The sequence below is a fragment of the Flavobacterium amniphilum genome (assembly GCF_023634845.1).
Taxonomy (GTDB): Bacteria; Bacteroidota; Bacteroidia; order Flavobacteriales; family Flavobacteriaceae; genus Flavobacterium; species Flavobacterium amniphilum.
This window is the reverse complement of the sequence record NZ_JAMLJL010000001.1, coordinates 143,734-168,818: the sequence shown is the minus strand read 5'-3', so window position 1 is coordinate 168,818 and position 25,085 is coordinate 143,734. Positions and strand designations below refer to the sequence as shown.

Below are 25,085 nucleotides of genomic sequence, written 5' to 3'. Positions count from 1 at the left end.
TCATAATGGAACTCTATAACTACATCAAATCACTGCATTTAATTTTTGTGATTACCTGGTTCGCCGGATTGTTTTACATTGTGCGGTTATTTGTTTATCATGCCGAAGCAAAGCAAAAACCAGAACCGGAACAGCAAATTCTAATCAGGCAATACCAGTTAATGCAATACCGCTTGTGGTATATCATCACTTGGCCAAGTGCAATTCTGGCTAGTTTTTTTGCCTATTGGATGTTGTTTTTCACAGATGCCGGAGGCGTTTGGTTGTCACAATCCTGGATGCATGTTAAGCTGGGTTTTGTTTTCCTTCTTTACCTGTATCATTTGAAATGCCACCAGATTTTCCTTCAGCTGCAAAAGGATGAAGTAAAACATACTTCCGGCTTTTTCAGGTTATGGAATGAAGGTGCAACGATCATTTTATTTGCGGTCGTTTTTTTGGTTATCATGAAAAATGCCATCAATTGGATTTATGGAGTTATCGGAATTATACTTTTTTCTGTACTTTTAATGCTGGGTTATAAGTTCTACAAACAAATCAGAGAAAAAAAACAATAAATGGAAACCCTTTTTAAGGTAAAAAACTGGTCCTTACGGGTAAGAATCTTCTTGGCGATGATTCTCATCACGATTATTTCTTCAGTTTTGATTTTGGGTGTTTCATTAATCCATTTTCAGATTGAAAACCAGGAGTATCATAAAGACCGTTTGATCCGAAAGGAAAATCAGATCAAGCAGCACATTCAATATGTTCTTGAAGTTACGCCTCACCCTTTGGCAACCTTCAATTTACAATCTATCTTTCGGGATAAGATTTTTGAAATTGCAGATATCCATAATATTGAAATAGATATCTATGATTTAAAAGGACATTTGATCATTACTTCCAAAGCACCCATAATAAAAGGACAGATTTCGCCTAATTTACCGGAAGCAATCATTCATAAAATCAAAGTTTCCGACAATAACCGTTATGTTTCCATTGCCGAAGGCGAGTTGAATACCTACCGTTTTTCATACACCTATCTGATGGATTATATCGAAAATAAACCCATCGGGATTATCCGTTTGCCTTATGTGGAAGAGGATAATTTTTATAAAGAAGAAATTATCAGTTTCCTTAAAATCTTCGGAATGGTGTATCTTGGAATGATTGTGATTTCAATTTGGATTGCTTATTATTTATCACGTTATATAACGAAATCACTTAAAACCATTTCGGATAGATTAACCGAAACATCGTTAACCGAGAAAAATGAAAAGATAGATCTGGTAACTAACAGTTATGAAATTGACCGGTTAATTCAGTCTTATAACAAAATGATTGATGAGTTGGAAGAGAGTGCTAATAAATTAGCTCAAGGAGAAAGAGAAGGAGCGTGGCGTGAAATGGCGAAACAGGTTGCGCATGAAATCAAAAACCCATTGACGCCAATGCGTTTAACAGTACAGAGTTTTGAGATGCGTTTTAATCCCGAAGACCCTAATGCGAAGCAAAAACTGGCTGATTACTCGAAAACATTAATTCAGCAAATTGATACTATGTCAGCCGTTGCGTCTGCGTTTTCTAATTTTGCTTCTATGCCGGCACAACAGAACGAAACTTTGAACGTTGTAGATGTAGTCGATTTGGCCTTGGATATTTTTAACGAAGATTATATTCAATTTGATTCGGAATCGGAAGAAATTATTACCAAAATTGACCGTACACAGTTAATCCGTATCATCACAAATTTGGTTAAAAATGCCATTCAGGCCATCCCGGAAGAACAGGAAGTAAAAAAGATTGAAGTTTCGGTTAAAAATGAAAACGGCAGTGCAGTAATTAAGGTAAAAGATAACGGAAAGGGAATTGCCGAAGAAGATTTTGAACGGATTTTTGAACCTAAGTTCACCACAAAAACAAGCGGAATGGGTCTAGGATTGGCCATCATTAAAAATATTATAGAAAATTATAACGGAACCATTACCTTTGATTCTACCTTAAGGAAAGGAACTGTTTTTAAAGTATCATTACCCATCATTAACCAATAATTTAGTTATGACATTTGAGAATATCTTAGTAGAACACGAAAAAGGAATTGCGACTGTTACGATCAACCGCCCTGAAAAATTAAATGCTTTGAATAAAGTGACCATTTTGGAATTGCACGAATTATTAAAAGATTTGGATGCGAATGAAAATGTTCAGGTGGTGATTATTACCGGAAGCGGTGAAAAAGCTTTCGTAGCCGGAGCCGATATTTCAGAATTTGCTAATTTCTCTGCTAAAGAAGGAGCACAGTTAGCGGCTAAAGGACAGGAATTATTGTTCAGTTTTGTTGAAAATATGAAAACGCCTGTAATTGCTGCGGTTAACGGATTTGCTTTAGGAGGCGGATTAGAATTGGCAATGGCTTGTCATTTCCGTATAGCTTCTGATAATGCCAAAATGGGTTTGCCTGAAGTTTCATTGGGTGTGATTCCGGGTTATGGAGGAACACAGCGTTTACCGCAATTAATCGGAAAAGGACGTGCAATGGAATTGATCATGACAGCCGGAATGCTTTCTGCAGATGAAGCATACCGCACCGGATTGGTAAACCATGTGGTGACTCAGGAAGAATTGCGTCCAACATACATGACGATTGCCAATAAGATATTGAAAAATTCACCTGTTGCAATATCCAAAGCAATTCAAGCCGTTAATGCGAATTACAAAGACGGTGTTAATGGTTATGAAACCGAAATCAATAAATTCGGGGAGTGTTTTGCTACCGCCGATTTTAAAGAAGGAACAACGGCTTTCCTGGAAAAGAGAAAAGCAGAGTTTACAGGGAAATAAAACATAAAAAAAGAGAACCAAATTGGTTCTCTTTTTTTATTTCTGACCCTCCCATTCGGCATAAAACTGATTCAGGAATTGCTCCATGTAATGGTGGCGTTCTTCGGCAATTTTCGAACCGGTTGAGGTGTTCATCTTATTTTTTAAGAGTAAGAGCTTTTCATAAAAATGATTGATTGTGGGCGAATCACTTTTTTTGTATTCCTCTTTGCTCATGGTAAGGTTAGGCTTAATTTCAGGATTGTATAACGCTCTGTTTTTAAACCCGCCATAATTAAATGCCCTCGCTACACCAATTGCACCAATCGCATCCAGACGGTCTGCATCCTGAACGATTTCCAATTCAATTGAATTGAACTTCTTTTCAAAATTTCCACCTTTGAATGAAATGTTCTCGATAATGTTAATCACATGTTGGATGGTAGCTTCATCAGCATTTTGTCCTTCCAGAAATTCCCGGGCCACTTTCGGTCCTACGGTTTCATCTCCGTTATGGAATTTACTGTCAGCCACATCATGCAATAAAGCACCCAGTTTGACTACATCTAAATCGCAATCTTCTCCCTGAGCAATCAATAAAGCATTTTTATATACACGTTCGATATGAAACCAGTCATGACCACCTTCTGCATCCTGTAATTGATTTTTAACGAAGGCAATGGTATTGTCTATTAAACCCATATTAAACCGTGATCGAAGGTTGTACCCATTTGAATAACTTCTCTTCCGCAGGAACGATTACTCGGTCTGCTAATTTGGTCATTCTGCCGGGTAATTTCATTAAATAATCTCTTGCTTTTTCTGCTTCGTCTGTCAAATTACCAATCTTGTCAATTTCCCACTTGTCAATCAGTTTCTGCATGATATCCACATAATCCATCGCTGTATAAACCCCGATGCGTTGTGCAGATTCAGAGAATTTCTCGAAAGCAGTTCCAATGGCTTCACCGGATTCACGGATCAAATGGGCCGGCATGGTGATTTTCTGCTTCATCATGTAATGGAAAGCCAGCATCATTTCACTTGGATCGATTTTGAAAATTCGGTCTACAAATTCGGTATAAGCATGGTGGTGACGCATTTCATCCCCGGCAATCAAACGGCATATTTTTGACAATTTATGGTCTCCGAAACGTTTGGCGATCTGTGCCACACGGTTATGGGAAATGTAAGTAGCCAATTCCTGAAAACTCGTAAAAATGAAGTTTTTATACGGATCCCTGTCGGTTCCCGGATCAAATCCGTCATTGATTAAATGCTGTGTCGTGATTTCCACTTCTCGCATATTAACTTTTCCCGAAAGATATAAGTACTTGTTTAGTAAATCGCCGTGACGGTTTTCTTCTCCGGTCCATTGACGAAGCCATTTGGCCCATCCGTTGTCGCCGCCTTCACCTTTTTGTGAAACACCTTCCACATCCATTAACCAGGATTCGTAAGTCGGTAAGGCTTCTTCGGTAATGGTATCACCAACTAAAACCACCCAGAAATCATACGGTAACTCTTTGGCAATCTCTCTCAATTCTGTTACTTCCTCCAAAAATGTCTCCTTTTCAGAGTTAGGCAGTAAATCACTTGGCTGCCATATTTTTTCCACAGGCATCAGATACGTTTCCACAAAAGAATCGATGTTCTTTTCTAAAAACTGCATCACTTCCCTACGCACATTTTGTATAGACATAATTAATTTATTTTAACGTTTTGGGTGATGATACTTTCGGTCTTTTCAAGAATTTCTTCGAAAGAATAATCACTTATTTTTAATGGTTTATGAATAGAAAATGATAAACGGTTCCCTAAACCTAAAGGGAATTGTCCATAACGTGTCATTTTCCATGAATTGTTTATGGTTATCGGCAAGAAATAAGCATCAGGCGCAAACTTGTATAACATTTTTAAACCGTTAACCGCGAATGGTTTTGGTACGCCGGTTTTACTTCTCGTTCCTTCCGGAAAAATTACTACCGAATAATTGTTGTTGTTGATATACTCTGCGACACGCTTAATTTCAGGTAAGGCCTGCTTAGGATCTTTTCTGTCAATTAATGCGGAGCCTCCATGGCGTAAATTGAACGATACACTTGGGATTCCTTTTCCTAACTCCTTCTTACTGATGAATTTAGGATGGCATTTTCTCAAGAACCAAATATACGGCGGAATATCATATAAACTCTGATGATTACTTACTATTATTAACGGTTGGTTGTCCGGAATATTTTCAAAACCGTCAATAGAATAGGTTGTCCCTAATACATGAGTGGTTCTGACTAAAAAGCCATTCAGGACGGCAACGCTTAAACGGTGGGCGTTATAACCAAATACCTTAAGGCATACCCATTGAACAGGATGAAATATGACCAGCCATAATCCGAATAAAAGATAATAGATCAGGGAAATAGGATAAGATATAATTTTTTGCATCACGTTAAAGTTTGCACAAAATAAATAAAAAAATGTCATTCTGATTAAAGGTTATCCTTCTTTCAGAATGACATTCGCATTGTAATAAATTTAATTAACAGAATTCGCTGTAGGCGTCTGTTAGATTTTCAGCTATAATTTCAGCAGGACGGCCTTCAATGTGATGACGTTCTAACATGTGTACTAATTCTCCGTCTTTGAACAAGGCAATGCTTGGAGAAGATGGTGGGAATGGGAACATGTGCTGGCGTGCTGCATCAACTGCTTCTTTATCAACACCTGCAAAAACAGTTACCAAATGGTCTGGTTTTTTAGCTCCTGCCAAACTCATTTTAGCTCCCGGGCGTGCATTACGTGCTGCACATCCGCAAACTGAATTTACCACTACTAAAGTGGTTCCTTTTTGAGCCAAAGCACTTTCTACCGCTTCAGCACTATATAAATCCTGAAAACCCGCTTCTGTTAATTCAGCGCGCATCGGTTTTACCATTTCTTCTGGATACATAATTCTTTGAGTTAAAAATTAACGATGCAAAGGTACAAAGTTGTCAGGTTATCTGATAAAATGTTTTACTTTTTTTAACGAATCACTCTTTTACGTCTTTTATTTCAAAATCGTTGACATGGAGTTTCTTGATTAAATCAAACATAGGACAGCGTTTACATCGCTTGCTTTCCTTTTTTTTATATTTCTCACAACATTTCGACTTACAATCTTTAGCGATTTTAAGTTGCTTTTGTAACACTTTTTCGTGTTTGTCCTTTTTTTTATGTTTCTCTTTTTTACTCAAAACATAATGCAATTCATTAATTTTTTCCTCCTACAGAACTTTGGACATTCAATTGCTGAATATCTCTGTCAAATAAATACAATCCGCCTTTATCATCACCGATAAGGTTGATTTTATCAAGGATTGTTTTAGCCTGTGCTTCTTCTTCGATTTGTTCGGCAACATACCATTGCAAGAAATTATGGGTGGCGTAGTCTCTTTCTTCCAAAGCGATATGAACTAAATCATTAATGGATTGGGATACAAAAAGTTCATGTTTGTATAATTCTTCAAACATTTCCTTAAAGTCGCCAAATTTGGTTTTCGGAGCTTTTAATTCGGTTATGGTGGCATGTCCGCCTCTTTCATTCAGGTATTTAATCAGTTTGAGCATGTGGGTTCTCTCCTCATCAGACTGTAAATACATAAAACTGGCGATTCCTTCAAAACCTTTAGTTTCGGCCCAGCAAGCCATGGATAAATAAATTTGTGAGGATTCGGCTTCAATGCGGACTTGTTTGTTTAATGCTGTTTCGATACTTTTAGATAACATAACTTTACTTTTTTCATAAAGTTACGAATTTTTTTATTGCATCTCAGCCTTCATCCGTTCTAAAAATAACCCTACATGATAACCGTCCATTAGTCCGTGATGGGCATGTATGGAGAAAGGCATTGTTTTCTTCCCATTGTCTTCCGTCATTTCACCAAAGGCAATTTTCGGACAACTGTCAGGGTAGGAAAATCCGCGGGCATGCGAAACCCCACTGAAGTTAATCCACGGAACTGCCGAGAAATGAATCAGATTAACATCGTTGAATTCACGGGTAAACAATCCTGTGGTATTTTGTATTCTTTCAATTTCATTTTTGGCATTGAGATTGAATTTTTGGATGTCTTCATCAAATTCAATGAACGAAAAACCAAAGGTTTTATCTTCACGCATAATCGTGGCCGATACATTGATTTTATCATACACAAAAACTTCCCCGTTTTCAATACGGTATCTGAAGCATTCTATCGCGTTTACCGATACAAGGGTTTTATGCAGGTAATAAATGAAAAATGACATATCAAGATCCTTTGCTTTCTGGTAAGCTTCCGTACAATCCAACGGTATGGTAAAACCGAAGAAAGGTTCCTCCATCTGACTGAAGAATTCAAAATGTTCTTTTCGGTTCCAGTTGTTTACATCAAGTTTGTGTTTCATGATACCAAAGGCAAAATATCGGTGATTTGTTCTACCGCTTTAAAGTTGGGATGATTGATTTCAAAATCTATTTTTTCATATTCCCAGGTTGTATGATAAGGGATATGAATCGCGTGTCCTCCAATATTCAATACCGGAAGGACATCTGATTTCAATGAGTTCCCAATCATCAAAAATTCAGATTCTTTTATATCTAAACGCGACAACATTTTTTGATAGTCAGCGTCTTTTTTATCACTCATAACTTCAATATGGTGGAAATATTGCCCTAACCCCGAATCATGCAATTTACGGTGTTGGTCTTTTAAATCACCTTTGGTGGCCACAATTAATTTGTACCTGCCGTTTAAATCTTTTAATACCGATGCAACATCAGGTAATAATTCAACCGGTTTTTCCAATAGTTCTTTCCCGATGTTGAGGATTTTTTCAACCGATTTTCCGGATAACTGATGATTGGTCAACGACAACCCGGTTTCAATCATCGAAAGGGTGAAAGCCTTTATCCCGAAACCATATAACGGCAAGTTTTTCACCTGATGGGTCAAAATCAATTGCAGCAATTCCTGACGTGACGCAAAGTCCTGGAATAAATCACAAAACCGAGCCTGGGCCTCATCAAAATAAGGTTCGTTGTGCCATAAGGTATCGTCGGCGTCAAAAGCAATTACTTTTATTTCCATTTGTAATGAATTTTGGAAACAACTCTTTTGAGATGTTTTTCAGATAAGTACTAAGTTAAAAATCTTTTGAGAATTTAAAAAGGGAGATGGCTCAAATCTGACTGAAAACTATAAATTAATAAATCAGGGGTTATCTGTTTTTTTAAAATAAGATAAGCAGTCTTAATTCAAAAACTGCTTATCTTAAAATAATTGCAAGGTTCTTTTTAGAATTTATAAATGTTAAGAACCTTGTTTTCTTTGTCATATCCTGAATACATCAGGTCTTTTCCGGAAATAAAAATGTGCGGGTAAGCATGTGGAACGGTCCCTTCAATGAAAATTCTTAATCTTTCAAAGTTTGATTCTTCCGTTTTTTCGCTTGTTGGATTAAAGTTCTCATCCATAATGCATTTTAACGAAACGATATTTTTATTTGCATATGAATCTATAGTCGGGCTGTACATCGCGCTTGTTACGAGTGCACCAACCAAAGCACCGGCAAGACCACCTACCATACCGCCAATCAACGCCCCGTTACTTTGTTGCGGATATGAAACACCGCCAATGGTCATCGTATATTTACCATTTTCGTAAACACCTGTTATGGCAGGGTTTAAATTGCCTACTTTCCGTACAAACTGAATTGGTTTTTCAAGTGCACGTCTGCTTTTTATACTGCCTGCTTCCTGAACAACTTCTGAATTAACATATTGGCCCAAATCTGTAGCGGTATAACTGATTTTTTTCAATACGTTATTATCAAGATCTTTTATAGTAACAAAGACTTGTTGGTCTCCCGTTTTTATCAGGAAAACTTTGTTGTTCACCATGAATGAATTGGATTGTAAATCAGTCATGTCACTTTTTGGGATAATGTTTTCCTGTTGCAAAACTTTCTGGGTAATGCTGTAATCATTTAGGTTAATAATCAGATTTTGGTTGAAATTGTAATTATTATCAAATGCAAGAATAATGGAATCACCGTTTATGTATGATTTCTTTTTTTGGGTACTCAAAACAATTGAATTATGGATCGAGGTATTAACGCTTTTTATGCCGTCACTGTAAACACGGCCGTCATATTCTGAATACAATTTCCAGAAATTAACCGGTTTGCTTTCATGATTTATGAATTTCAAATGCGAACAATCAATGCTTTTCTTTTCTAATTGTCCTTCCTGTAATTTATAAACATTTAAGGTGTTGGTGTTTTTTAAAATCGATAAGATGTAAAATGAATTCTTTACCGTCACACAATTAAAGATGATTTCTTTTTCTAAAACGAATGGTATTTCAGAAGAACCGGAAGTATTGTCACTTAAGTTTAAATGCTTAACTTCTATTTTTCCTTCTTTCGGATTTTCCCAATACGTATAATAATTTTGCTGGTTTTTACTGTATCCAAGATACTGGGATTTTTCGTTAACTTCTTTGGCCAGTGTTATTTTTCCGGTTTGTTTGAATGTTTCATCTAACACCAAAACATCAGTCTTGGATTTGTCGTGAAGTAACAAAAGGGTTTTGTTGTCTTCCTGGTCAACAATTGAGTTAATGCCTTTAAGGCTTTCTCCTTCATAAGCAACAGTACTGATTTTTTCCTGTGCAAAAGCAACAGAAAAACTGCCTATAAAAATAGGCAGTAACATTTTTTTTAAAAACATATAATTTTGGGGGCTTTTGTATTTATTTAATTAAGCAATCGTCGCTCCGTTTTCCACACCTTCTTTTTCAGGACTTACGAAAACCAATTTACCTTCAGCATTGTTAGTCAGTAATAACATTCCCTGACTTTCCACACCACGCAAGGCTCTTGGCGCAAGGTTGACTAAAACGGTTACTCTTTTCCCGATTACTTCTTCCGGTGTGAAATGCTCGGCAATACCTGAAACGATTGTACGTACATCCAATCCGGTGTCAACTTTCAATACTAATAATTTATCAGCTTTTGGCATTTTTTCGGCTTCGATAATAGTCCCTACACGCAAGTCGATTTTTGAGAAATCATCAAAAGTAGCTGTTTCTTTTTGAGGCATAATGGTATTTTTTGTGGCTACCACATTGGCTTTTTTGGTAGCTTCGAGTTTATCAATCTGTTTTTGGATTTCAGTATCTTCAATCTGGGCGAATAAAACATCAGTTTTTTCAGTAAGAATCTGATGACCTGACGGTAATAAATCTGATGTTTCAGTTACCTTGTTCCAATCCAATTCTTCTAATTGTAAGATGTTGGCCAGTTTGTTTGCGGTAAATGGTAAAAACGGTTCAGCCAGTACACGCAAAGCTGCAGCAATCTGTAAAGCCACATACATTTGTGTTTTCACGCGCTCCGGATCGTTTTTCACCATTTTCCAAGGCTCTTCATCGGCTAAATATTTATTACCCAAACGGGCAACATTCATCATCTTTTCTAAAGCTTCCCTGAAACGGTATCTTTCTACTGAAGAAGCAATTACGGCCGGATAGGCTTTTAATTCAGTCAGAGTAGCTTCATCCACTTCATTGTATGCATTCGGAGCCGGAACAATTCCGTCATAATATTTATTGGTCAATACCACCACACGATTGATAAAGTTTCCGAAGATGGCCGCTAATTCATTATTGTTTCTCGCCTGAAAATCTTTCCAGGTAAAGTCGTTGTCTTTGGTTTCAGGTGCATTGGCAGTCAAAGCATAACGCAAAGCATCCTGTTTTTCAGGAAAATCAAGTAAATATTCATGTAACCAAACGGCCCAGTTTTTAGAAGTCGATAATTTGTTGCCTTCTAAATTCAGGAATTCGTTTGCGGGAACGTTATCCGGTAAAATGTAACTCCCTTCTGCCTTTAACATCGCAGGGAAAATCACACAGTGGAATACGATATTGTCTTTTCCGATGAAGTGCACTAATTTGGTGTCATCTGATTTCCAGTATGGTTCCCAGTCTTTTCCTTCACGGGCAGCCCATTCTTTGGTGGATGAGATGTAACCAATCGGTGCATCAAACCATACATATAGTTTTTTGCCTTCGGCTCCTTCTACCGGGACATCAATTCCCCAGTCTAAGTCACGGGTTACCGCACGTGGTTCCAATCCGCCGTCGATCCATGATTTTACCTGTCCGTATACATTCGGTTTCCAGTCGTTTTTGTGACCTTCCACAATCCATTTCTGTAGAAAATCTGAATATTCATTTAAGGGTAAAAACCAGTGCTTGGTAGATTTCAAAACAGGAGTTGTTCCTGTGATTGTTGACTTCGGATCAATTAAATCGGTAGCATTTAAAGAAGAACCACATTTTTCGCATTGGTCTCCATACGCTTCCGGATTTGAACACTTTGGACAAGTTCCGGTTACAAAACGGTCTGCTAAAAACTGATCTGCTTTTTCGTCATATAACTGATCGGTAGTTTCTTCGATGAATTTGCCTTCATCATATAATTTTCTGAAGAATTCTGATGCCGTTTCATGATGGATCTTTGCAGAAGTTCTTGAATAATTGTCAAATGAAATTCCGAAATCCTGAAAAGATTGTCTGATGATTCCGTCATATTTATCGATAACTTCCTGCGGTGTAATGCCTTCTTTTTTTGCTTTCATCGAAATTGCCACACCGTGCTCATCGCTTCCACAAATGTAAGCCACGTCTTTTCCCTGTAAACGTAAAAACCTTGCATAAATGTCACCCGGAACATAAACACCGGCTAAATGGCCAATGTGTATGGGACCGTTGGTATAAGGCAAAGCTGCCGTAATCGTATATCTTTTCGGATTTTGTACCATAATTCAATTAAATTGAGTGCAAAAATAAGGTTTTTTCATCCAAGAATACATGAATACTATTCGTAATTTATTACTTTTGAAACTATAACTTATAAGTAATGCTTCGCTATTTAATCGTTTTAATACTTATTCCGAATTTATCCTATTCACAAAAAATGATGATAACACCTCCTTTATTAAAGAAAGGCGATACGGTGGCTATTGTGGCTACAGCGCGTAAAAATGTTGATGATAATCTGAAAGCAGCAGTCGATTTGATGAAAAGCTGGGGATTGGAAGTTAAAATGGGAAGTACAATCGGTCTGGATTTAAACCAGTTGGCCGGAACAGATGATCAACGCGCCAAGGATTTTCAGGAACAACTCGATAACCCGAATATTAAAATGATCTGGTGTGTACGTGGAGGATACGGTACAGTGCGCATGTTGGATTTATTGGACTTCACCAAGTTCAAACAAAATCCGAAATGGATCGTCGGTTTCAGTGATGTAACGGTTCTGCACAGTCATTTGAATACGATGGGGTATAAATCCATCCACGGGATTATGCCGGTTACAGTGGCCAAAGCTTCTAAACCGGCAAAGGAAACATTAAAGATAGCCTTGTTCGGAGAAGAAAGACTGGAATATGATATTGCGTTCCATGCTATGAATAAATTGGGTAAAGCCAAAGGAGAACTGGTAGGCGGAAACTTATCGATTTTATATAGTTTGTTCGGATCGCCTTCGGCAATTGACTGCAACGACAAAATTCTTTTTATCGAAGATCTTGATGAATACCTGTATCACATCGACCGTATGATGATGAACCTGAAACGAAACGGATGTCTGGAAAGTATCAAAGGGATCATGGTGGGCGGAATGACTAAAATGCGTGACAACGATATCCCGTGGGGGAAAGATGCCTTGCAGATTATTGAGGATGTGACCAAAAAATACAATATTCCGATTGTGTATAATTTCCCGGCCGGACATATCCAGGATAACCGTGCCCTGATTTTCGGTTCGCAAATTGAATTGGATGTAAATGCCGAATGTACTAAAGTCTTTTTTGAATACAAGTAATGGCTGAACATAACGATCTGGGTAAAATAGGGGAAGAGCTTGCCGTTGACTATCTGCAACAAAACGGATATCAGATTCTCGAAACTAATTTTACGGCACACAAAGCGGAAATTGACATTATTGCTAAAAAGAAGGACTGGCTGATCGTAGTGGAGGTGAAAACCCGTTCCTCAATTGATTTTGGTTCTCCGGAAGATTTTGTCAATAAAAAGAAAATTAAACTACTCGTTAAAGCCATCGATGAGTATGTCCAACAAACAGGACTCGATCTGGAAATCCGTTTCGATATTATAGCAATTGTAAGAGAAAACGGTAAATTTAACATCGAACACTTAGAAGACGCCTTTTATCACTTTTGAAAAAAAATATGTTGTTTTTGTAACAAATTGTTTTATTTTGTATGTTTGCATCCAATTTAAAACAAGATTGTAATGAAAACAATTTCTTCTGTTGTAGAAAACTACATTAAGACTAAGCCTTTCTTACTCAATGCCTTGTCTCAGGGTATCATTAATCTGACGTCTTTGGCCAGAAACATTTCTGACGAATTGGAGACAGAATTGGGTAAAGATGTCAAACAGGGTGCTGTGATTATGGCTTTGAAACGTCTTTCGGAAGATTTGGACTTTCAGGTGAACCATAAAGTAACAAAAGTCCTGAAGGGAATAGGGGAAATTACCGTTCGTTCTTCACTGACGGATTATACTTTTTTGGTGTCTGATACGATCTTTGCCAAACAGGCTGAACTGATTGCAGAAATCAACGACTTGCCGGATGTGTTCTTTACATCATCACGCGGTGTCCATGAAACGAATATCGTGTTGAGTGATAGTCTGACACACTTGGTTGAGAAATATTTCAAAGGGGAAAAGCTGACGCAAAAACTGGATAATTTATCTTCGGTTACGGTGAAGCTTCCTAAGGAAAACACAACGGTTTCAGGAATTTATTATTTTATTTTCCAGCGCCTGGCCTGGGAAGGGATCATCATCTACGAAGTAATCTCAACATCTAATGAGTTTACTGTGTTGGTAAGTGAAGATGTAGTGGATAAAGCGTTTAAAGTGATTAAAGACTTGAAATTGACGAAATAAAGAAAAAGCCCCTAAGAAGAGGGCTTTTTTTATATCATTTTAAAATTCAATATTTTTTTGTTTTTATTGGATTATAACTCAGATAACAGAGTAGTAATGTTGTTTGTTACAAGTAATTCATTAATAGATTTCACAACTAGTTGAACTTCGTTTTTTGTTCCTGAATTAAGTATTAAATAAGCATTTTCAATATCAAGATATAAATGTCCATCCCATTTCCGGGAATGCTCAGGAATAGAATGGATTTTTATATTAAATAGAAATTGATTATTCTCTTCACCCTGATAAATTAAGTCAAAATCCGGGAAAGAATTAGTATTAATAATATTGACTAATTCGGGTAGTTCTTTCCTGATTTCATTGCAATTGTGCTTTATGTTAAATTCGTAGCCCATCTCATGAATTAATGATTATATGTTCTGGAAACCGATAGCACGGGTTTATTTTGTCAGTTCGCTTCGCTCGTGTGCAATACGTGCTGATAATTAAATCATCTCCATTAACTCCAACCCTTTTTTCACTGACTTCACATTTTCAAATGTTAAGAGTAAACGGAGTCCGTTCTTGGTCTCTTTTTCTTTCATCTTGCACAAATTGCTGTTTTGCTGTACAAATTGTAAAACTTTATGGAAACGTCCGGATTGGTAATACGTGCTTTGCTGGTCACCAATGAAATAGCATACCATTTTACCTTGCTTTAAGATGACTCTTTCCACACCAATATGAGTCGCTTTCCACTTAATACGCAAACTGTCCAGTAAGGCTAAAGCCGGTTTTGGCAATTTTCCGAAACGGTCTTCCAGTTGTTGTTGGTATTCCAGTAATTTTTCTTCGGTTTTAATGATGGCCAGATCGTTGTATAAACTCAATCGTTCGGTCACACTGTTGATGTAATCGTCCGGGAACAATAATTCAAAATCGGTGTCAATCTGTAAGTCTTTGACATACTCTTTGGTTTCCACATCGCTTTCTTCGGGATACAAATCCTTGAACTCGTTTTCCTTCAGCTCCTCAATGGCTTCCTGCATGATTTTCTGGTAGGTTTCAAACCCGATTTCATTAATGAAACCGCTCTGTTCGCCACCCAGTAAATCTCCGGCACCCCTGATTTCCAAATCTTTCATCGCAATGTTGAAACCGCTTCCCAGTTCACTGAATTGTTCCAATGCCTGGATACGTTTTCTGGCTTCTTCGGTCATGGCCGAATAAGGCGGCGTGATAAAATAGCAGAAGGCTTTCTTGTTGCTTCTTCCCACACGGCCGCGCATCTGGTGTAAATCGGATAACCCGAAATTATTGGCATTGTTGATGAAAATGGTATTGGCATTCGGTACATCCAATCCGCTTTCAATAATAGTAGTTGCCACCAAAACATCAAAATCACCTTCCATGAACGAAAGCATGACTTCTTCCAGTTTTTTACCGTCCATCTGCCCGTGACCGATTCCTACTTTGGCATTGGGTACCAAACGTTGGATCATCCCTGCAATTTCTTTGATATTTTCGATGCGGTTGTTGATGAAGAAAACCTGTCCGCCGCGCTCAATTTCAAAGGAAATGGCATCACGGATGATTTCTTCGTTGAAACCTACTACCTGTGTATCGATAGGGTAACGGTTGGGTGGTGGGGTGTTGATCACCGATAAATCCCTCGCTGCCATTAATGAGAATTGTAAGGTTCTCGGGATTGGCGTAGCTGTAAGTGTCAAAGTATCCACATTGGTGGCAATGGTCTTCAGTTTATCTTTAACGTTTACGCCAAATTTCTGCTCTTCATCCACAATCAACAATCCTAAATCCTTAAAAGCAACATTTTTGTTGACCAGTTGGTGTGTGCCGATAAGGATATCAAGTTTTCCGGATTCCAGGTCTTTTAAAATTTCTGTTTTTTGCTTGGCCGTACGGAAACGGTTGAGGTAATTAATGTTGACCGGTAAATCTTTCAGTCGTTCCTTAAACGTTCTGTAATGCTGATAAGCTAAAATGGTTGTAGGGACTAAAACCGCAACCTGCTTACTGTTGTCAACGGCCTTGAATGCCGCACGGATCGCCACTTCGGTTTTCCCGAATCCTACGTCTCCACAAACCAAACGGTCCATCGGACGCTCGTTTTCCATGTCGGCTTTTACATCCTGTGTGGCTTTTACCTGATCAGGCGTGTCTTCATAAATGAAGGAACTTTCCAACTCAAGCTGCAAGTAACTGTCGGGTGCAAAGGCATATCCTTTGTCGAGTCTTCTTTTGGCATACAACTGGATTAAGTTGAAGGCTATATGTTTGACTCTTGCTTTTGTTTTTTGTTTCAGGGCTTTCCAGGCTCCGGAACCCAATTTGTAAATCTTGGGCGGTGCACCGTCTTTCCCGTTGTATTTCGATATTTTGTGCAGGGAATGGATGCTCACATACACAATGTCGTTATCGGCATATACCAGTTTGATGGCTTCCTGGGTTTTACCGTCAACCTGTATTTTCTGTAATCCGCCAAATTTTCCGATTCCGTGATCGATGTGGGTTACATAATCCCCAACAGATAAGGCATTGAGTTCTTTTAAGGTGATATTCTGTTTTTTGGAATAGCCGTTTTTGATGGAAAATTTATGGTAGCGCTCAAAGATCTGATGATCGGTATAGCACGCAATCTTATTTTCTTCATCAATAAATCCCTGATGCAAGGGGAGAACCAGTGTTTCATAATCCTTGGCAAAGTCTCCGTGGTTTTCTTCGTCCATCGACTCAAAAATATCATGAAAACGTTTGGCCTGCTGCTCATTGGCGCAAAACAGGTAGTTTTTAATACCGTTCTGGCGGTTTTCCTTCAGGTTGTCCATTAACAAATCAAACTGTTTGTTAAAGGAAGGCTGGGGCTTGATGGCAAATTCGAAACTTTCCGCGGTTTTGAAAATAGGCTTGGTGCTCAACTCAAAAATCGAAAAGTTGAGGGCCTGTTTGACAAAAGTGGTCTGGTTAACGAATAATTCTTCGGGCGAGGCATGCTTGATGTCCTTGGACAGTTTTTCAAAGCTTTCTTCGGCTTTGCCAAACAGTTTGTCCAAATTGGCTAAAAGCAAGTCGGTATTCTGTATAAAAAGCGTGGTTCTCGGATTGATGTATTCCAGAAAACTTTCTCTTTTTTCTTTTAATTGCTTGTTCTCAAAATTGGGGATGATGGTAATCTTGCTTTTCTTTTCTACCGAAAGCTGTGACGCCACATCAAAGGTCCGGATGCTGTCTACTTCGTTTCCGAAGAATTCAATACGGTACGGATTGTCATTGGAAAATGAAAACACATCCAGGATTCCCCCACGTACCGAAAATTCTCCCGGCTCTGTAATAAAATCAACGCGTTTGAAGTCATATTCAAATAATACTTCATTGATGAAGTCAATCGAAAGGTTGTCGCCAACCGCTATTTTCAAGGTGTTTTTCTCAAGTTCTTTTTTGGTTACGACTTTCTCGAAAAGTGCTTCGGGATAGGAAACAATAACGGCCGGTTTTTTGCGGGAATTGATGCGGTTCAGTACTTCCGAACGCAACAATACATTGGCATTGTCGGTCTCTTCAATCTGGTAGGGTCTCCGGTACGAACTCGGATAAAACAATACGTCTTCTTCGCCTATCAGTTCTTCAAGGTCGTTGAGTATATAAGCGGCTTCTTCTTTCTCATTGCAAATCAACAGAAAGGAATTTTCTTTTTTACGGAACAGGCTTTCCACCACAAAGGAAAAGGAGGAACCAATTAATCCTTTCACATGGATTTTGGCATCACCCTGTAGGGCACCGGCAATGGAATTGACTTTAGACTGTTCTGTAAATAACTGCTTGATATAATCGGTACTCAATGGGTATTATTTTATTTCTTCAAATGACTCTACTTCTTCTTCTAACGGCGGATGGGCCGGTGCGGTTGGTGCGGTAACGGTTCCGCCTGCACGCTTTATCATTTCGGCTTCTCCGGCTTCTAACTGGATTTGGCTTCTTCTTACAATTTCTTCAATCTGATCCTGAAAGGCATTGACTTCTAAATTCAGATCGCTTACTAACGCCAATACTTTTTTCTCCGGGATACGGTCCAGACTGATGAAGGTATTCAACGCTTTTACTTTGGTAATCAAGGCAGATAAACGGCTTCTGATCTGGGTTTTGTCCAGCTTGGCCGGAATCGTATTCTGCAGCGCATCAGTTTTAGTTACTAAACTTTTGGTTTTACGCTGGAAGGCCCCGATGGTACTCTTGGGTTTCTGGTATAATTCATCGGTAAACAAACGCCATTCGTTCCAGTTGGAAGCAATGCTCTGTGATTCGGGAGTCAGGTTTCTCTTGTTGAAATTCCAGGCTTTATTGATGTTGTTAAATACCAGTTCTTTTTCCTTTTTGGCTCTCGTAATCTCAATTTCATGCTGCTGACTGTCGTCTTTGCATGAAATCAACATAAAAAAGATACCCAATAAAACCGTCAAAAATGATTTCATATTCTGTTGTAAAAATGTAACAGCAAATGTAAGGTTTTTTGTTTTTGGGATAATAATAAGTAAGTGTTAATGAAATTAGAAATAACGAAAACCGTATCTTTGTGGCACAACTTTTCTCAAAATGGATACGAAAATTTTAATTATAGGCGCCTGCGGTCAGATAGGCACCGAGTTAACTCAAAAATTAAGGGAAACTTACGGAAACGAAAATGTAATCGCTTCCGATATCAGAAAATTAAATATCGATGTAGTCAATGACGGTATATTTGAAGTAGTCAATGCTTTGGATTATAACCAGATCGAGCATTTGGTGGAAAAATACCAAATTACCGATGTGTACCTGATGGCAGCTTTGCTTTCGGCGACTGCTGAAAAGAATCCTGCTTTTGCATGGGACCTGAACATGAATTCGTTGTTCCACGTCTTGAACTTGGCCAAAGCGGGAAAGATCAAAAAAGTATACTGGCCATCGAGTATCGCGGTTTTCGGACCTACAACACCTAGGGACAATACCCCGCAATATACCGTGATGGAACCGTCAACGGTTTACGGTATCAGTAAACAAACCGGTGAAAGATGGTGTGAATACTACCATGTACAATACGGAGTGGATGTGAGAAGTATCCGTTATCCGGGCTTGATCAGCTGGAGTACGCCTCCGGGTGGAGGAACAACAGATTATGCCGTGGACATTTACCACAAAGCAATCACGGAAGGAAAATTCACGTCGTTTTTATCTGAAAATTCAGCTTTGCCGATGATGTACATGGATGATGCCATTAAAGCAACTATCGGAATTATGCAGGCACCTGCCGAGCAGATCAAAATCCGTTCGTCGTACAATTTATCGGCCATGAGTTTTACCCCGAAAGAAATCGCGGATGAAATCAAAAAACATTTCCCTGACTTTACAATTGATTATGCACCGGATTTCCGTCAGAAAATCGCCGACAGCTGGCCGGCAAGTATCGATGACTCAAGAGCTAGGGAAGATTGGGGATGGAAGAATGATTTCAACATGGATAACATGACCGTTGAAATGATCAGTAAGTTAAAAGAACATATTTATAAATAATAAAAAGGAACGGTTACCGTTCCTTTTTTTATGAAATTATTCTTGAAAAAGAATGTCACCAACACAATAAAGAGATCGGGTTCCGGTTGGAGTTACGTACTATGTAAGGCGTAGTTGACCCGTAGTTGACCCGTAGTTGACCCGTAGTTGACCCGTAGTTGACCTGTAGTTGACCCGTAGTTGACCCGTAGTTGACGCATACTAAAGCCATACTAAAGCAGTATCAAAGTAATATCAAAGTAATATCAAAGTAGTATATGGCTAAACTACGGTTGCTGAACTGTGGTTACGCAACATGATAATAAAAAAGGAACGGTTACCGTTCCTCTTTTTATTTTCCCAATACCAGTTTTGTTCCAAAATACGCCACCAGAAAGGTTACTATAAATATAATGATTTGCAATACCAGTTTATTCTTGGGCTGGTTCTCATTCTTGTTTTCCATCCGTAATTAGTTCGGTTTGTAATTAGCTTTTAATTTCTCGATCAGTGGATCTTCCAACGCTGATTTGGCCTTGATGACTTCATTGATATTGTCATTCGGAACAGTCATCGATAATACATAATGCTTGATTTTCCATTCCTTGCCTTCTTTTACGATAACACCGCTTCCACGGCAAATCTTCATCTGTGTGTTTAACAATTCGTCAAACCAGGCTATTTTCCCTGATTTGTCAAAATAGATGTTGCGCTCGATAGCAGTAAAGTTCCACGCCCGACCTTTGTCAAAATAAGGCTTGGCAAAATCCATAAACTGTTTTTTGTTCCAGTTCTCGGTGGCATCGGTTCCTATAAATATCGATTCCTCCGATAAATATCCGAAATAGACATCAAATTTAGCTTCAGCGGCAGCCTTGTGCCAATTATCCAATAACGCATTGATGGCGGTTTTTTCCTTGGTCTGGGCATTCGCCAATGCCGTAAAAAGAAAGAGTGAAAGCAGTAGTTTTCTCATAATTGTCAAATTGATAGGTACTAAAGTACTTAAAAATCGGAAAGGAATGTAACGGCGGTGCAAATTAATGGCCTACCCCTTGTTATTCCTGTATTTTAATTGTCAAAGAGAAAAACACGTAAAAATTAACAGGAAAAACACCCTTAAAAAAGTAAGGTTTTTCCGTACCACAAATCCAATTTCTTTTCATTTATTTGTAATACAATACCTACGTTGTGTTTTTTATAGCATTGAATATCAGTGCTTTTTTTGCAGTGTAAATCCTGATTTAATCAAAGTGAATGAATTTAAAAACCGTTATTGAGAAGCTTAGAAAACTGGTTGATCCCAGTGATTCGGATATTGAAATTACTAATATCGCAACCCTTAATGACGGTGACGATTTTCTCCTGAATAAAACCACAATCGTGATGTCCATAGTGAATATCGAAGAAGATAAAACACTGAGAAACCAATCGGTTTACATCAAAGAAACAAACGACCACACTCAAATCTCCCGTTATAAACAACCTACCCAACATCTGATCTTATCAGTTCTCTTTGCCTCTTACAGTAAAGATTTGTCTAAGTATCTGGATGGAATTGACCGACTTAAAAATGTCATCAGTTACTTCCAGCAAAACAACTCTTTTTATTACAAGGATGACGACTCAGAACTGATCGATTACGATACGTATTTGGGAAAAACTGAAGTACAGCAGGAACACTACCAAAAGATTACAATGGAGTCGGTCAGCTTATCAAATGACCAGCTCAATCAAATGTGGTCTTATCTGGGGTCACGGTACATGCCGTCGGTTCTTTATAAACTCCGCTTCTGTATTATTCAGGAATCGCCTGTTTCTCAGGAAAATGTTGTTAAGAAAATTAAAATCAATTTATGGGAAAACGATAAGAAAAGCCCGGTAGGATTCATAGAATCGGGCGAATTTGACGCGTAACAATCAAAACAATACAAACAAATAAATTAACTAATCATGAATGTAAGTTCACTCAAAACACCGGGGGTTTATATCAATGAAATTGATGCCTTTCCTCCTTCTGTTGCCCAGGTTGCAACTGCAGTACCCGCTTTTGTGGGTTATACCCAAAAAGGATCTACGGTTCCAACCCGTATAACTTCTTTTATGGAGTTTGAACAAATTTTTGGCGGTGCACCTGACCCGGATAACCTAACCATTAACTTAGGTACCGATACGTATGATGTAGCTGAAAGTAAATTCAAATTGTACAACAGCCTTCTTTTATTTTACCTGAACGGTGGCGGTGTATGTTACATTGTATCATTGGGTAAATTCTCGGACAACCCTTCTTTTGGAGCGGCAACCGAATTTATCAACGGTATGAACCTTCTTCGCAATTTTGATGAACCTACCTTATTGGTGGCTCCGGATGCCGTGAACTTATCTGCTGATAACCTGGCGTCCCTACAACAGCAAATGCTGATGCAATGCAGTGATCTGATGGACAGATTCTCTATATTCGACATCAAACCGGTAACCGCGGTTAGCAAAACAAACCTGATCGCAAGCAGTGAAAGTTTCAGGGACAAAGTAGGTAACATGAACCTTAAATACGGTGCGGCTTACTATCCTTTCTTAAATATCAATTCTACCTATAAATTCAGATTCAGTAAAATAGATGCACAGGTCAACTTTGCCAGTATCTATGCTTCTGACCCTGTCGTTTTACCTTTGATAACCAAGTTCAAAGCGCAGTATGACCTGGTGTATAAATCAACCGCTCCAAAAGGAATTGTATTCCAGTGGAATGAAGCGGCTTTCCAGGCGAATAAAGACAAAACGGTCATCGCAAATGATTTCTCAAATACCAATGCTTATTTTGCAAAACTGGTTGCCTTATTAGGAAAATTAGGGAAAACGTCAACGATTACGGATGCCGATTTAAAATTGTATGCTGAAAACGTAATCGCTACTTCATTACGTCCTTACCTGCAAAGTTTAATTGATTTTAAAGCGGTATATAATACCTTAAAAGATCCGGGTACCAATGCTGTTTTTGCAGGTGGTAAGGTAATCTCTGCCACTATTGTGGTTGCTGATTTCGAAGCCATTTGGGGACCATTGACCGTATCGGGCGTTAATCCTTATACAGGCGTATTGGAAACATCAACTCCTTTAATCGCCGATTTAAATAAAATACAATCGGCACTGGATAAATTAAGAACATCGATTCTTAATGCCATGAACAACGGATTGACTTCCATTGAAAATTATATCCAGCAACAGGAAAGTACTTTGGTAGCAAATATGCCTTTGTATGCTGATATCGTTGCTAAACTGTCGGTTTCCCTGAATACCGTTCCTCCATCAGGAGCCATTGCGGGTATCTATGCTAAAACAGATGCCACCAGAGGGGTATGGAAATCACCTGCCAATGTGAGCATCAACGGGATCATAGGGTTAACCGATGATATCAATGACGCTAATCAGGAAGACATGAACATTCATGAAACCGGAAAATCAATCAATGCCATCCGCAAATTCACCGGAAAAGGATTCATGGTCTGGGGTGGAAGAACTTTGGCCGGAAACAGCAACGACTGGCGCTATGTTAACGTAAGAAGACTGGCTAACATGATTGAAGAATCAGTTAAAAAAGCCTGTATGCAGTATGTTTTTGAACCTAATGTGGCACAAACCTGGGTTAGCGTAAAAGGAATGATCGATAACTACCTGACAACGCTTTGGAATGACGGTGCTTTGGCCGGAGGAAAACCGGAACATGCATTCTTTGTATCGGTGGGATTGAAAGAAACCATGTCGGCACAGGATATCCTGGAAGGACGTATGATTGTGAAAATAGGGTATGCCCCTTCAAGACCTGCTGAGTTCATTATATTGGAATTCAAACAAATGCAACAACGTTCATAATCAATTACTAACACTTAAAAGATAAAGATATGCCAAATATGGATTTCCCACTACCAAAGTTTCATTTTAGTGTGAGCTGGGGTGGCAGTAAAATAGCCTTTACAGAAGTTTCAGGCTTGAATAGAGAAATGGATGTTATCGAACACCGCGTTGGTTCCAGTCCTGAATTCTTCAAAAGAAAAATGCCCGGATTACAAAAATTGAGCAACATTACCCTAAAGAGAGGTGTTTTTATAGGCGATAACGAATTCTTCCAATGGTACAATACCGTGGCACTGAATACCGTGGAGAAAAGAACGATTACGATTTCTTTATTGGACGAAAACCAACAGCCAAGAGTGGTGTGGACAGTAAAAGACTGTTTTATCGTTTCCCTGAAATGCACCGATATGAAATCGGACGCTAACGAAGCAGCAATCGATACAGTGGAAATAGCTAACCACGGATTTACAGTCGAATATAAATCTTAGTTTTTATGCCAGGCAGTAATCCTTTAGTTGGATTTTATTTCTCGGTGGTTTTTGAACTGGTTCCTCAATTTTCAATTGATACCACTTTTCAAAGCGTTACCGGATTGAAAGTAACTATGGAAACAGAAGCATATACCGAAGGAGGGCAAAACCGCTTTAAGCATAATTTGCCCCTCCGGTCGGGATATCAGGATCTGGTTTTGAAAAGAGGGGTAACCTCTGATTTGTCAGGGTTGTCCATGTGGTGCACACAAGCCTTGGAAAGTTTCATTTTTTATCCGGCAAACCTGGTGGTTTCATTACTGAATGAAAATGGGGTCCCGGTTAAAGTATGGTATGTATCACATGCTATTCCCTTGAGTTATGAGTTTAGTGATCTCAATGCAGAAGAGAATAAAATTGTGATCGAAACCATAACGCTGCGCTACAATTTTTTTAAAGAGATTCCTGTACCTAGTTTTTAATAACAGTATCCATGGCTATAGAAATAAAAGAACTACGCATCAAAGTCAGCGTAATGGAAAACCCGGATGAACAGTTCAACGCAACACAAAAGATCAGTCCGTTGAAATTGCAGGAAATGAAAGCTGAAATCGTAAGGGAATGTACCCAGAAAGTATTGGAAAAAATTAAAGAAAAAACGGAAAGATGATTGAAGGAATATTTGGAATAATCGATAAAATGCGTATCGAGGTATTCACGAAAAAAGAATACACCGAACCTCCTGAAAAGACCATTTTTGTCCAGTTGAATCCTGAAAAGTATACCATCAAACAAAATGTGGCTTTTTGTGAAGGACAGGCAATGGGAACTACCGGCAGTGATCTGAAGTTCAATAAAATTGAAGGGGAAGAAGTCAACTTTGAATTTTTATTTGACAGTTCAGGAGTTGTTCCAAAAGGGAAAGTCGTTGACGGAAAAGCACCCGAGATGGATCTGGCAAGCGCAATTGGCGAAACCATGAAACCGGCGGTGGTAAACCCTTTCGGTGAAGTGGAAACTGTAGAAAAAGAAGTCGAAGAGTTTAAAAAACTATTGATGAGTTATAACAGTGAAACGCATCAAACCCCTTATTTAAGATTACTCTGGGGCGGCTATACTCTCGATTGCCGGGTGAAAAGCATGGATATCGAATATTCCCTCTTCAGAAAAGACGGAAGACCCATTCGTGCCAAAGTGAAATGCGGATTCAAGGGAACCATCAATTACAAACTGATGGTGGCTAAAGAAAACAAGAATTCACCGGATTTAACACACCAGAGAACGGTAAAAATGAATGATAAATTAGCCTTATTATCAGAAGATATTTATCAGGACAATAATTACTATATCGATGTTGCTAAAAACAATAAACTGTTGAGTTTCAGACAGCTTCAGCAAGGAGACAAAATAAATTTCCCACCAATCAAATAATCAG

Annotated in this window: 26 protein-coding genes; 13 read left to right on the top strand and 13 right to left on the bottom strand. The window is 38.5% G+C overall.

Annotation, left to right across the window (positions count from 1 at the left end; translation table 11 throughout):
- Positions 1 to 5: 5 nt before the first annotated feature.
- Genes NAT51_RS00730 through NAT51_RS00720 form a run of 3 tightly spaced genes read left to right on the top strand, consistent with a single transcriptional unit; the run spans position 6 to position 2,823 of the window.
- A complete protein-coding gene (locus NAT51_RS00730; RefSeq protein WP_250594075.1) occupies positions 6 to 557 on the top strand; it encodes a CopD family protein in 552 nt (183 codons plus the stop codon).
- Positions 558 to 2,033: a sensor histidine kinase gene (locus NAT51_RS00725; protein WP_250594073.1), complete on the top strand. Its 1,476-nt coding sequence runs from the start codon at positions 558 to 560 to the stop codon at positions 2,031 to 2,033. It abuts the gene before it with no gap.
- A 7-nt stretch (positions 2,034 to 2,040) separates the two neighbouring features.
- Complete coding sequence (locus tag NAT51_RS00720; protein ID WP_250594071.1) at positions 2,041 to 2,823, top strand: enoyl-CoA hydratase/isomerase family protein; 783 nt, start codon at positions 2,041 to 2,043, stop codon at positions 2,821 to 2,823.
- 36 nt (positions 2,824 to 2,859) lie between these two features.
- Here NAT51_RS00720 and NAT51_RS00715 read toward each other — a convergent pair whose 3' ends face one another.
- The 9 genes from NAT51_RS00715 to metG all read right to left on the bottom strand — a co-directional run bounded on the left by NAT51_RS00715 (position 2,860) and on the right by metG (position 11,647).
- The gene (locus NAT51_RS00715) at positions 2,860 to 3,504 is read right to left on the bottom strand and encodes an HD domain-containing protein (protein ID WP_250594069.1); all 645 of its coding nucleotides are present in this window, start codon (positions 3,502 to 3,504) and stop codon (positions 2,860 to 2,862) included.
- 1 nt (position 3,505) lies between these two features.
- The gene (locus NAT51_RS00710; protein ID WP_250594067.1) at positions 3,506 to 4,504 is read right to left on the bottom strand and encodes an acyl-ACP desaturase; all 999 of its coding nucleotides are present in this window, start codon (positions 4,502 to 4,504) and stop codon (positions 3,506 to 3,508) included.
- Positions 4,505 to 4,506: 2 nt separating this feature from the next.
- Positions 4,507 to 5,244 (bottom strand): lysophospholipid acyltransferase family protein, encoded by a 738-nt coding sequence (locus tag NAT51_RS00705; protein WP_250594065.1) that lies wholly within the window; start codon positions 5,242 to 5,244, stop codon positions 4,507 to 4,509.
- A 94-nt stretch (positions 5,245 to 5,338) separates the two neighbouring features.
- A complete protein-coding gene (locus NAT51_RS00700; protein WP_250594063.1) occupies positions 5,339 to 5,749 on the bottom strand; it encodes a BrxA/BrxB family bacilliredoxin in 411 nt (136 codons plus the stop codon).
- A 302-nt stretch (positions 5,750 to 6,051) separates the two neighbouring features.
- Entirely contained in the window at positions 6,052 to 6,567 is a 516-nt protein-coding gene (locus NAT51_RS00690) for a ferritin (protein ID WP_250594059.1), read from the bottom strand.
- Positions 6,568 to 6,600: 33 nt separating this feature from the next.
- A complete protein-coding gene (locus NAT51_RS00685) occupies positions 6,601 to 7,224 on the bottom strand; it encodes a chloramphenicol acetyltransferase (RefSeq protein ID WP_250594057.1) in 624 nt (207 codons plus the stop codon).
- Positions 7,221 to 7,907: an HAD family hydrolase gene (locus tag NAT51_RS00680; RefSeq protein WP_250594055.1), complete on the bottom strand. Its 687-nt coding sequence runs from the start codon at positions 7,905 to 7,907 to the stop codon at positions 7,221 to 7,223. Before NAT51_RS00680 ends, NAT51_RS00685 begins: the two co-directional genes overlap by 4 nt.
- A 206-nt stretch (positions 7,908 to 8,113) precedes the next feature.
- Positions 8,114 to 9,535: a hypothetical protein gene (locus NAT51_RS00675; RefSeq protein ID WP_250594053.1), complete on the bottom strand. Its 1,422-nt coding sequence runs from the start codon at positions 9,533 to 9,535 to the stop codon at positions 8,114 to 8,116.
- Between the two features lie 45 nt (positions 9,536 to 9,580).
- Positions 9,581 to 11,647 (bottom strand): methionine--tRNA ligase, encoded by a 2,067-nt coding sequence (gene metG / locus NAT51_RS00670; RefSeq protein WP_250594051.1) that lies wholly within the window; start codon positions 11,645 to 11,647, stop codon positions 9,581 to 9,583.
- Positions 11,648 to 11,745: 98 nt separating this feature from the next.
- On the opposite strand from metG, the gene NAT51_RS00665 reads away from it, so the two are divergent.
- The 3 genes from NAT51_RS00665 to NAT51_RS00655 all read left to right on the top strand — a co-directional run bounded on the left by NAT51_RS00665 (position 11,746) and on the right by NAT51_RS00655 (position 13,805).
- Complete coding sequence (locus NAT51_RS00665; RefSeq protein ID WP_250594049.1) at positions 11,746 to 12,711, top strand: S66 peptidase family protein; 966 nt, start codon at positions 11,746 to 11,748, stop codon at positions 12,709 to 12,711.
- Entirely contained in the window at positions 12,711 to 13,070 is a 360-nt protein-coding gene (locus NAT51_RS00660) for a YraN family protein (RefSeq protein ID WP_250594047.1), read from the top strand. Before NAT51_RS00665 ends, NAT51_RS00660 begins: the two co-directional genes overlap by 1 nt.
- Before the next feature lie 72 nt (positions 13,071 to 13,142).
- Positions 13,143 to 13,805, top strand: a complete 663-nt coding sequence (locus NAT51_RS00655) for an aspartate kinase (protein ID WP_250594045.1) — start codon at positions 13,143 to 13,145, stop codon at positions 13,803 to 13,805.
- Between the two features lie 71 nt (positions 13,806 to 13,876).
- Here the strand turns inward: NAT51_RS00655 and NAT51_RS00650 are convergent, their stop codons facing one another.
- The 3 genes from NAT51_RS00650 to NAT51_RS00640 all read right to left on the bottom strand — a co-directional run bounded on the left by NAT51_RS00650 (position 13,877) and on the right by NAT51_RS00640 (position 18,274).
- Positions 13,877 to 14,200: a hypothetical protein gene (locus tag NAT51_RS00650; RefSeq protein ID WP_250594043.1), complete on the bottom strand. Its 324-nt coding sequence runs from the start codon at positions 14,198 to 14,200 to the stop codon at positions 13,877 to 13,879.
- Positions 14,201 to 14,290: 90 nt separating this feature from the next.
- Positions 14,291 to 17,590 (bottom strand): transcription-repair coupling factor, encoded by a 3,300-nt coding sequence (gene mfd / locus NAT51_RS00645; protein WP_250594485.1) that lies wholly within the window; start codon positions 17,588 to 17,590, stop codon positions 14,291 to 14,293.
- Between the two features lie 60 nt (positions 17,591 to 17,650).
- Positions 17,651 to 18,274: a hypothetical protein gene (locus NAT51_RS00640; RefSeq protein ID WP_250594041.1), complete on the bottom strand. Its 624-nt coding sequence runs from the start codon at positions 18,272 to 18,274 to the stop codon at positions 17,651 to 17,653.
- A gap of 121 nt (positions 18,275 to 18,395) precedes the next feature.
- Between NAT51_RS00640 and NAT51_RS00635 the strand changes: the two genes are divergently transcribed.
- Positions 18,396 to 19,349 (top strand): L-threonine 3-dehydrogenase, encoded by a 954-nt coding sequence (locus NAT51_RS00635; protein ID WP_250594039.1) that lies wholly within the window; start codon positions 18,396 to 18,398, stop codon positions 19,347 to 19,349.
- A 451-nt stretch (positions 19,350 to 19,800) separates the two neighbouring features.
- On the opposite strand, the gene NAT51_RS00630 is transcribed toward NAT51_RS00635, so the two are convergent.
- Entirely contained in the window at positions 19,801 to 20,304 is a 504-nt protein-coding gene (locus NAT51_RS00630; RefSeq protein WP_250594037.1) for a nuclear transport factor 2 family protein, read from the bottom strand.
- Between the two features lie 281 nt (positions 20,305 to 20,585).
- Between NAT51_RS00630 and NAT51_RS00625 the strand changes: the two genes are divergently transcribed.
- The 6 genes from NAT51_RS00625 to NAT51_RS00600 are packed head-to-tail and all read left to right on the top strand — an operon-like array spanning position 20,586 to position 25,081.
- Positions 20,586 to 21,245, top strand: a complete 660-nt coding sequence (locus NAT51_RS00625) for a DUF4255 domain-containing protein (protein WP_250594035.1) — start codon at positions 20,586 to 20,588, stop codon at positions 21,243 to 21,245.
- A 36-nt stretch (positions 21,246 to 21,281) separates the two neighbouring features.
- The gene (locus NAT51_RS00620; protein WP_250594033.1) at positions 21,282 to 23,198 is read left to right on the top strand and encodes a phage tail sheath C-terminal domain-containing protein; all 1,917 of its coding nucleotides are present in this window, start codon (positions 21,282 to 21,284) and stop codon (positions 23,196 to 23,198) included.
- Positions 23,199 to 23,227: 29 nt separating this feature from the next.
- The gene (locus NAT51_RS00615; RefSeq protein WP_250594031.1) at positions 23,228 to 23,668 is read left to right on the top strand and encodes a phage tail protein; all 441 of its coding nucleotides are present in this window, start codon (positions 23,228 to 23,230) and stop codon (positions 23,666 to 23,668) included.
- Between the two features lie 5 nt (positions 23,669 to 23,673).
- Positions 23,674 to 24,132, top strand: coding sequence for a phage tail protein (locus NAT51_RS00610; protein ID WP_250594029.1), 459 nt, complete (start codon positions 23,674 to 23,676; stop codon positions 24,130 to 24,132).
- Positions 24,133 to 24,143: 11 nt separating this feature from the next.
- The gene (locus tag NAT51_RS00605) at positions 24,144 to 24,320 is read left to right on the top strand and encodes a DUF5908 family protein (protein WP_250594027.1); all 177 of its coding nucleotides are present in this window, start codon (positions 24,144 to 24,146) and stop codon (positions 24,318 to 24,320) included.
- A complete protein-coding gene (locus NAT51_RS00600) occupies positions 24,317 to 25,081 on the top strand; it encodes a CIS tube protein (protein ID WP_250594025.1) in 765 nt (254 codons plus the stop codon). Before NAT51_RS00605 ends, NAT51_RS00600 begins: the two co-directional genes overlap by 4 nt.
- Positions 25,082 to 25,085: the final 4 nt, after the last annotated feature.

Bases quoted from the DNA above. Each gene is read 5' to 3' on its own strand.
- NAT51_RS00605 (WP_250594027.1), top strand. From the start codon at position 24,144: ATGGCTATAGAAATAAAAGAACTACGCATCAAAGTCAGCGTAATGGAA.
- NAT51_RS00685 (WP_250594057.1), bottom strand. From the start codon at position 7,224: ATGAAACACAAACTTGATGTAAACAACTGGAACCGAAAAGAACATTTT.
- NAT51_RS00680 (WP_250594055.1), bottom strand. From the start codon at position 7,907: ATGGAAATAAAAGTAATTGCTTTTGACGCCGACGATACCTTATGGCAC.
- metG (WP_250594051.1), bottom strand. From the start codon at position 11,647: ATGGTACAAAATCCGAAAAGATATACGATTACGGCAGCTTTGCCTTAT.
- NAT51_RS00630 (WP_250594037.1), bottom strand. From the start codon at position 20,304: ATGAGAAAACTACTGCTTTCACTCTTTCTTTTTACGGCATTGGCGAAT.
- NAT51_RS00635 (WP_250594039.1), top strand. From the start codon at position 18,396: ATGGATACGAAAATTTTAATTATAGGCGCCTGCGGTCAGATAGGCACC.
- NAT51_RS00615 (WP_250594031.1), top strand. From the start codon at position 23,228: ATGCCAAATATGGATTTCCCACTACCAAAGTTTCATTTTAGTGTGAGC.
- NAT51_RS00700 (WP_250594063.1), bottom strand. From the start codon at position 5,749: ATGTATCCAGAAGAAATGGTAAAACCGATGCGCGCTGAATTAACAGAA.
- NAT51_RS00610 (WP_250594029.1), top strand. From the start codon at position 23,674: ATGCCAGGCAGTAATCCTTTAGTTGGATTTTATTTCTCGGTGGTTTTT.
- NAT51_RS00690 (WP_250594059.1), bottom strand. From the start codon at position 6,567: ATGTTATCTAAAAGTATCGAAACAGCATTAAACAAACAAGTCCGCATT.
- NAT51_RS00640 (WP_250594041.1), bottom strand. From the start codon at position 18,274: ATGAAATCATTTTTGACGGTTTTATTGGGTATCTTTTTTATGTTGATT.
- NAT51_RS00660 (WP_250594047.1), top strand. From the start codon at position 12,711: ATGGCTGAACATAACGATCTGGGTAAAATAGGGGAAGAGCTTGCCGTT.
- NAT51_RS00665 (WP_250594049.1), top strand. From the start codon at position 11,746: ATGCTTCGCTATTTAATCGTTTTAATACTTATTCCGAATTTATCCTAT.
- NAT51_RS00600 (WP_250594025.1), top strand. From the start codon at position 24,317: ATGATTGAAGGAATATTTGGAATAATCGATAAAATGCGTATCGAGGTA.
- NAT51_RS00715 (WP_250594069.1), bottom strand. From the start codon at position 3,504: ATGGGTTTAATAGACAATACCATTGCCTTCGTTAAAAATCAATTACAG.
- NAT51_RS00650 (WP_250594043.1), bottom strand. From the start codon at position 14,200: ATGGGCTACGAATTTAACATAAAGCACAATTGCAATGAAATCAGGAAA.
- NAT51_RS00725 (WP_250594073.1), top strand. From the start codon at position 558: ATGGAAACCCTTTTTAAGGTAAAAAACTGGTCCTTACGGGTAAGAATC.
- NAT51_RS00655 (WP_250594045.1), top strand. From the start codon at position 13,143: ATGAAAACAATTTCTTCTGTTGTAGAAAACTACATTAAGACTAAGCCT.
- NAT51_RS00720 (WP_250594071.1), top strand. From the start codon at position 2,041: ATGACATTTGAGAATATCTTAGTAGAACACGAAAAAGGAATTGCGACT.
- NAT51_RS00620 (WP_250594033.1), top strand. From the start codon at position 21,282: ATGAATGTAAGTTCACTCAAAACACCGGGGGTTTATATCAATGAAATT.
- NAT51_RS00710 (WP_250594067.1), bottom strand. From the start codon at position 4,504: ATGTCTATACAAAATGTGCGTAGGGAAGTGATGCAGTTTTTAGAAAAG.
- NAT51_RS00625 (WP_250594035.1), top strand. From the start codon at position 20,586: ATGAATTTAAAAACCGTTATTGAGAAGCTTAGAAAACTGGTTGATCCC.
- NAT51_RS00730 (WP_250594075.1), top strand. From the start codon at position 6: ATGGAACTCTATAACTACATCAAATCACTGCATTTAATTTTTGTGATT.
- NAT51_RS00675 (WP_250594053.1), bottom strand. From the start codon at position 9,535: ATGTTACTGCCTATTTTTATAGGCAGTTTTTCTGTTGCTTTTGCACAG.
- NAT51_RS00705 (WP_250594065.1), bottom strand. From the start codon at position 5,244: ATGCAAAAAATTATATCTTATCCTATTTCCCTGATCTATTATCTTTTA.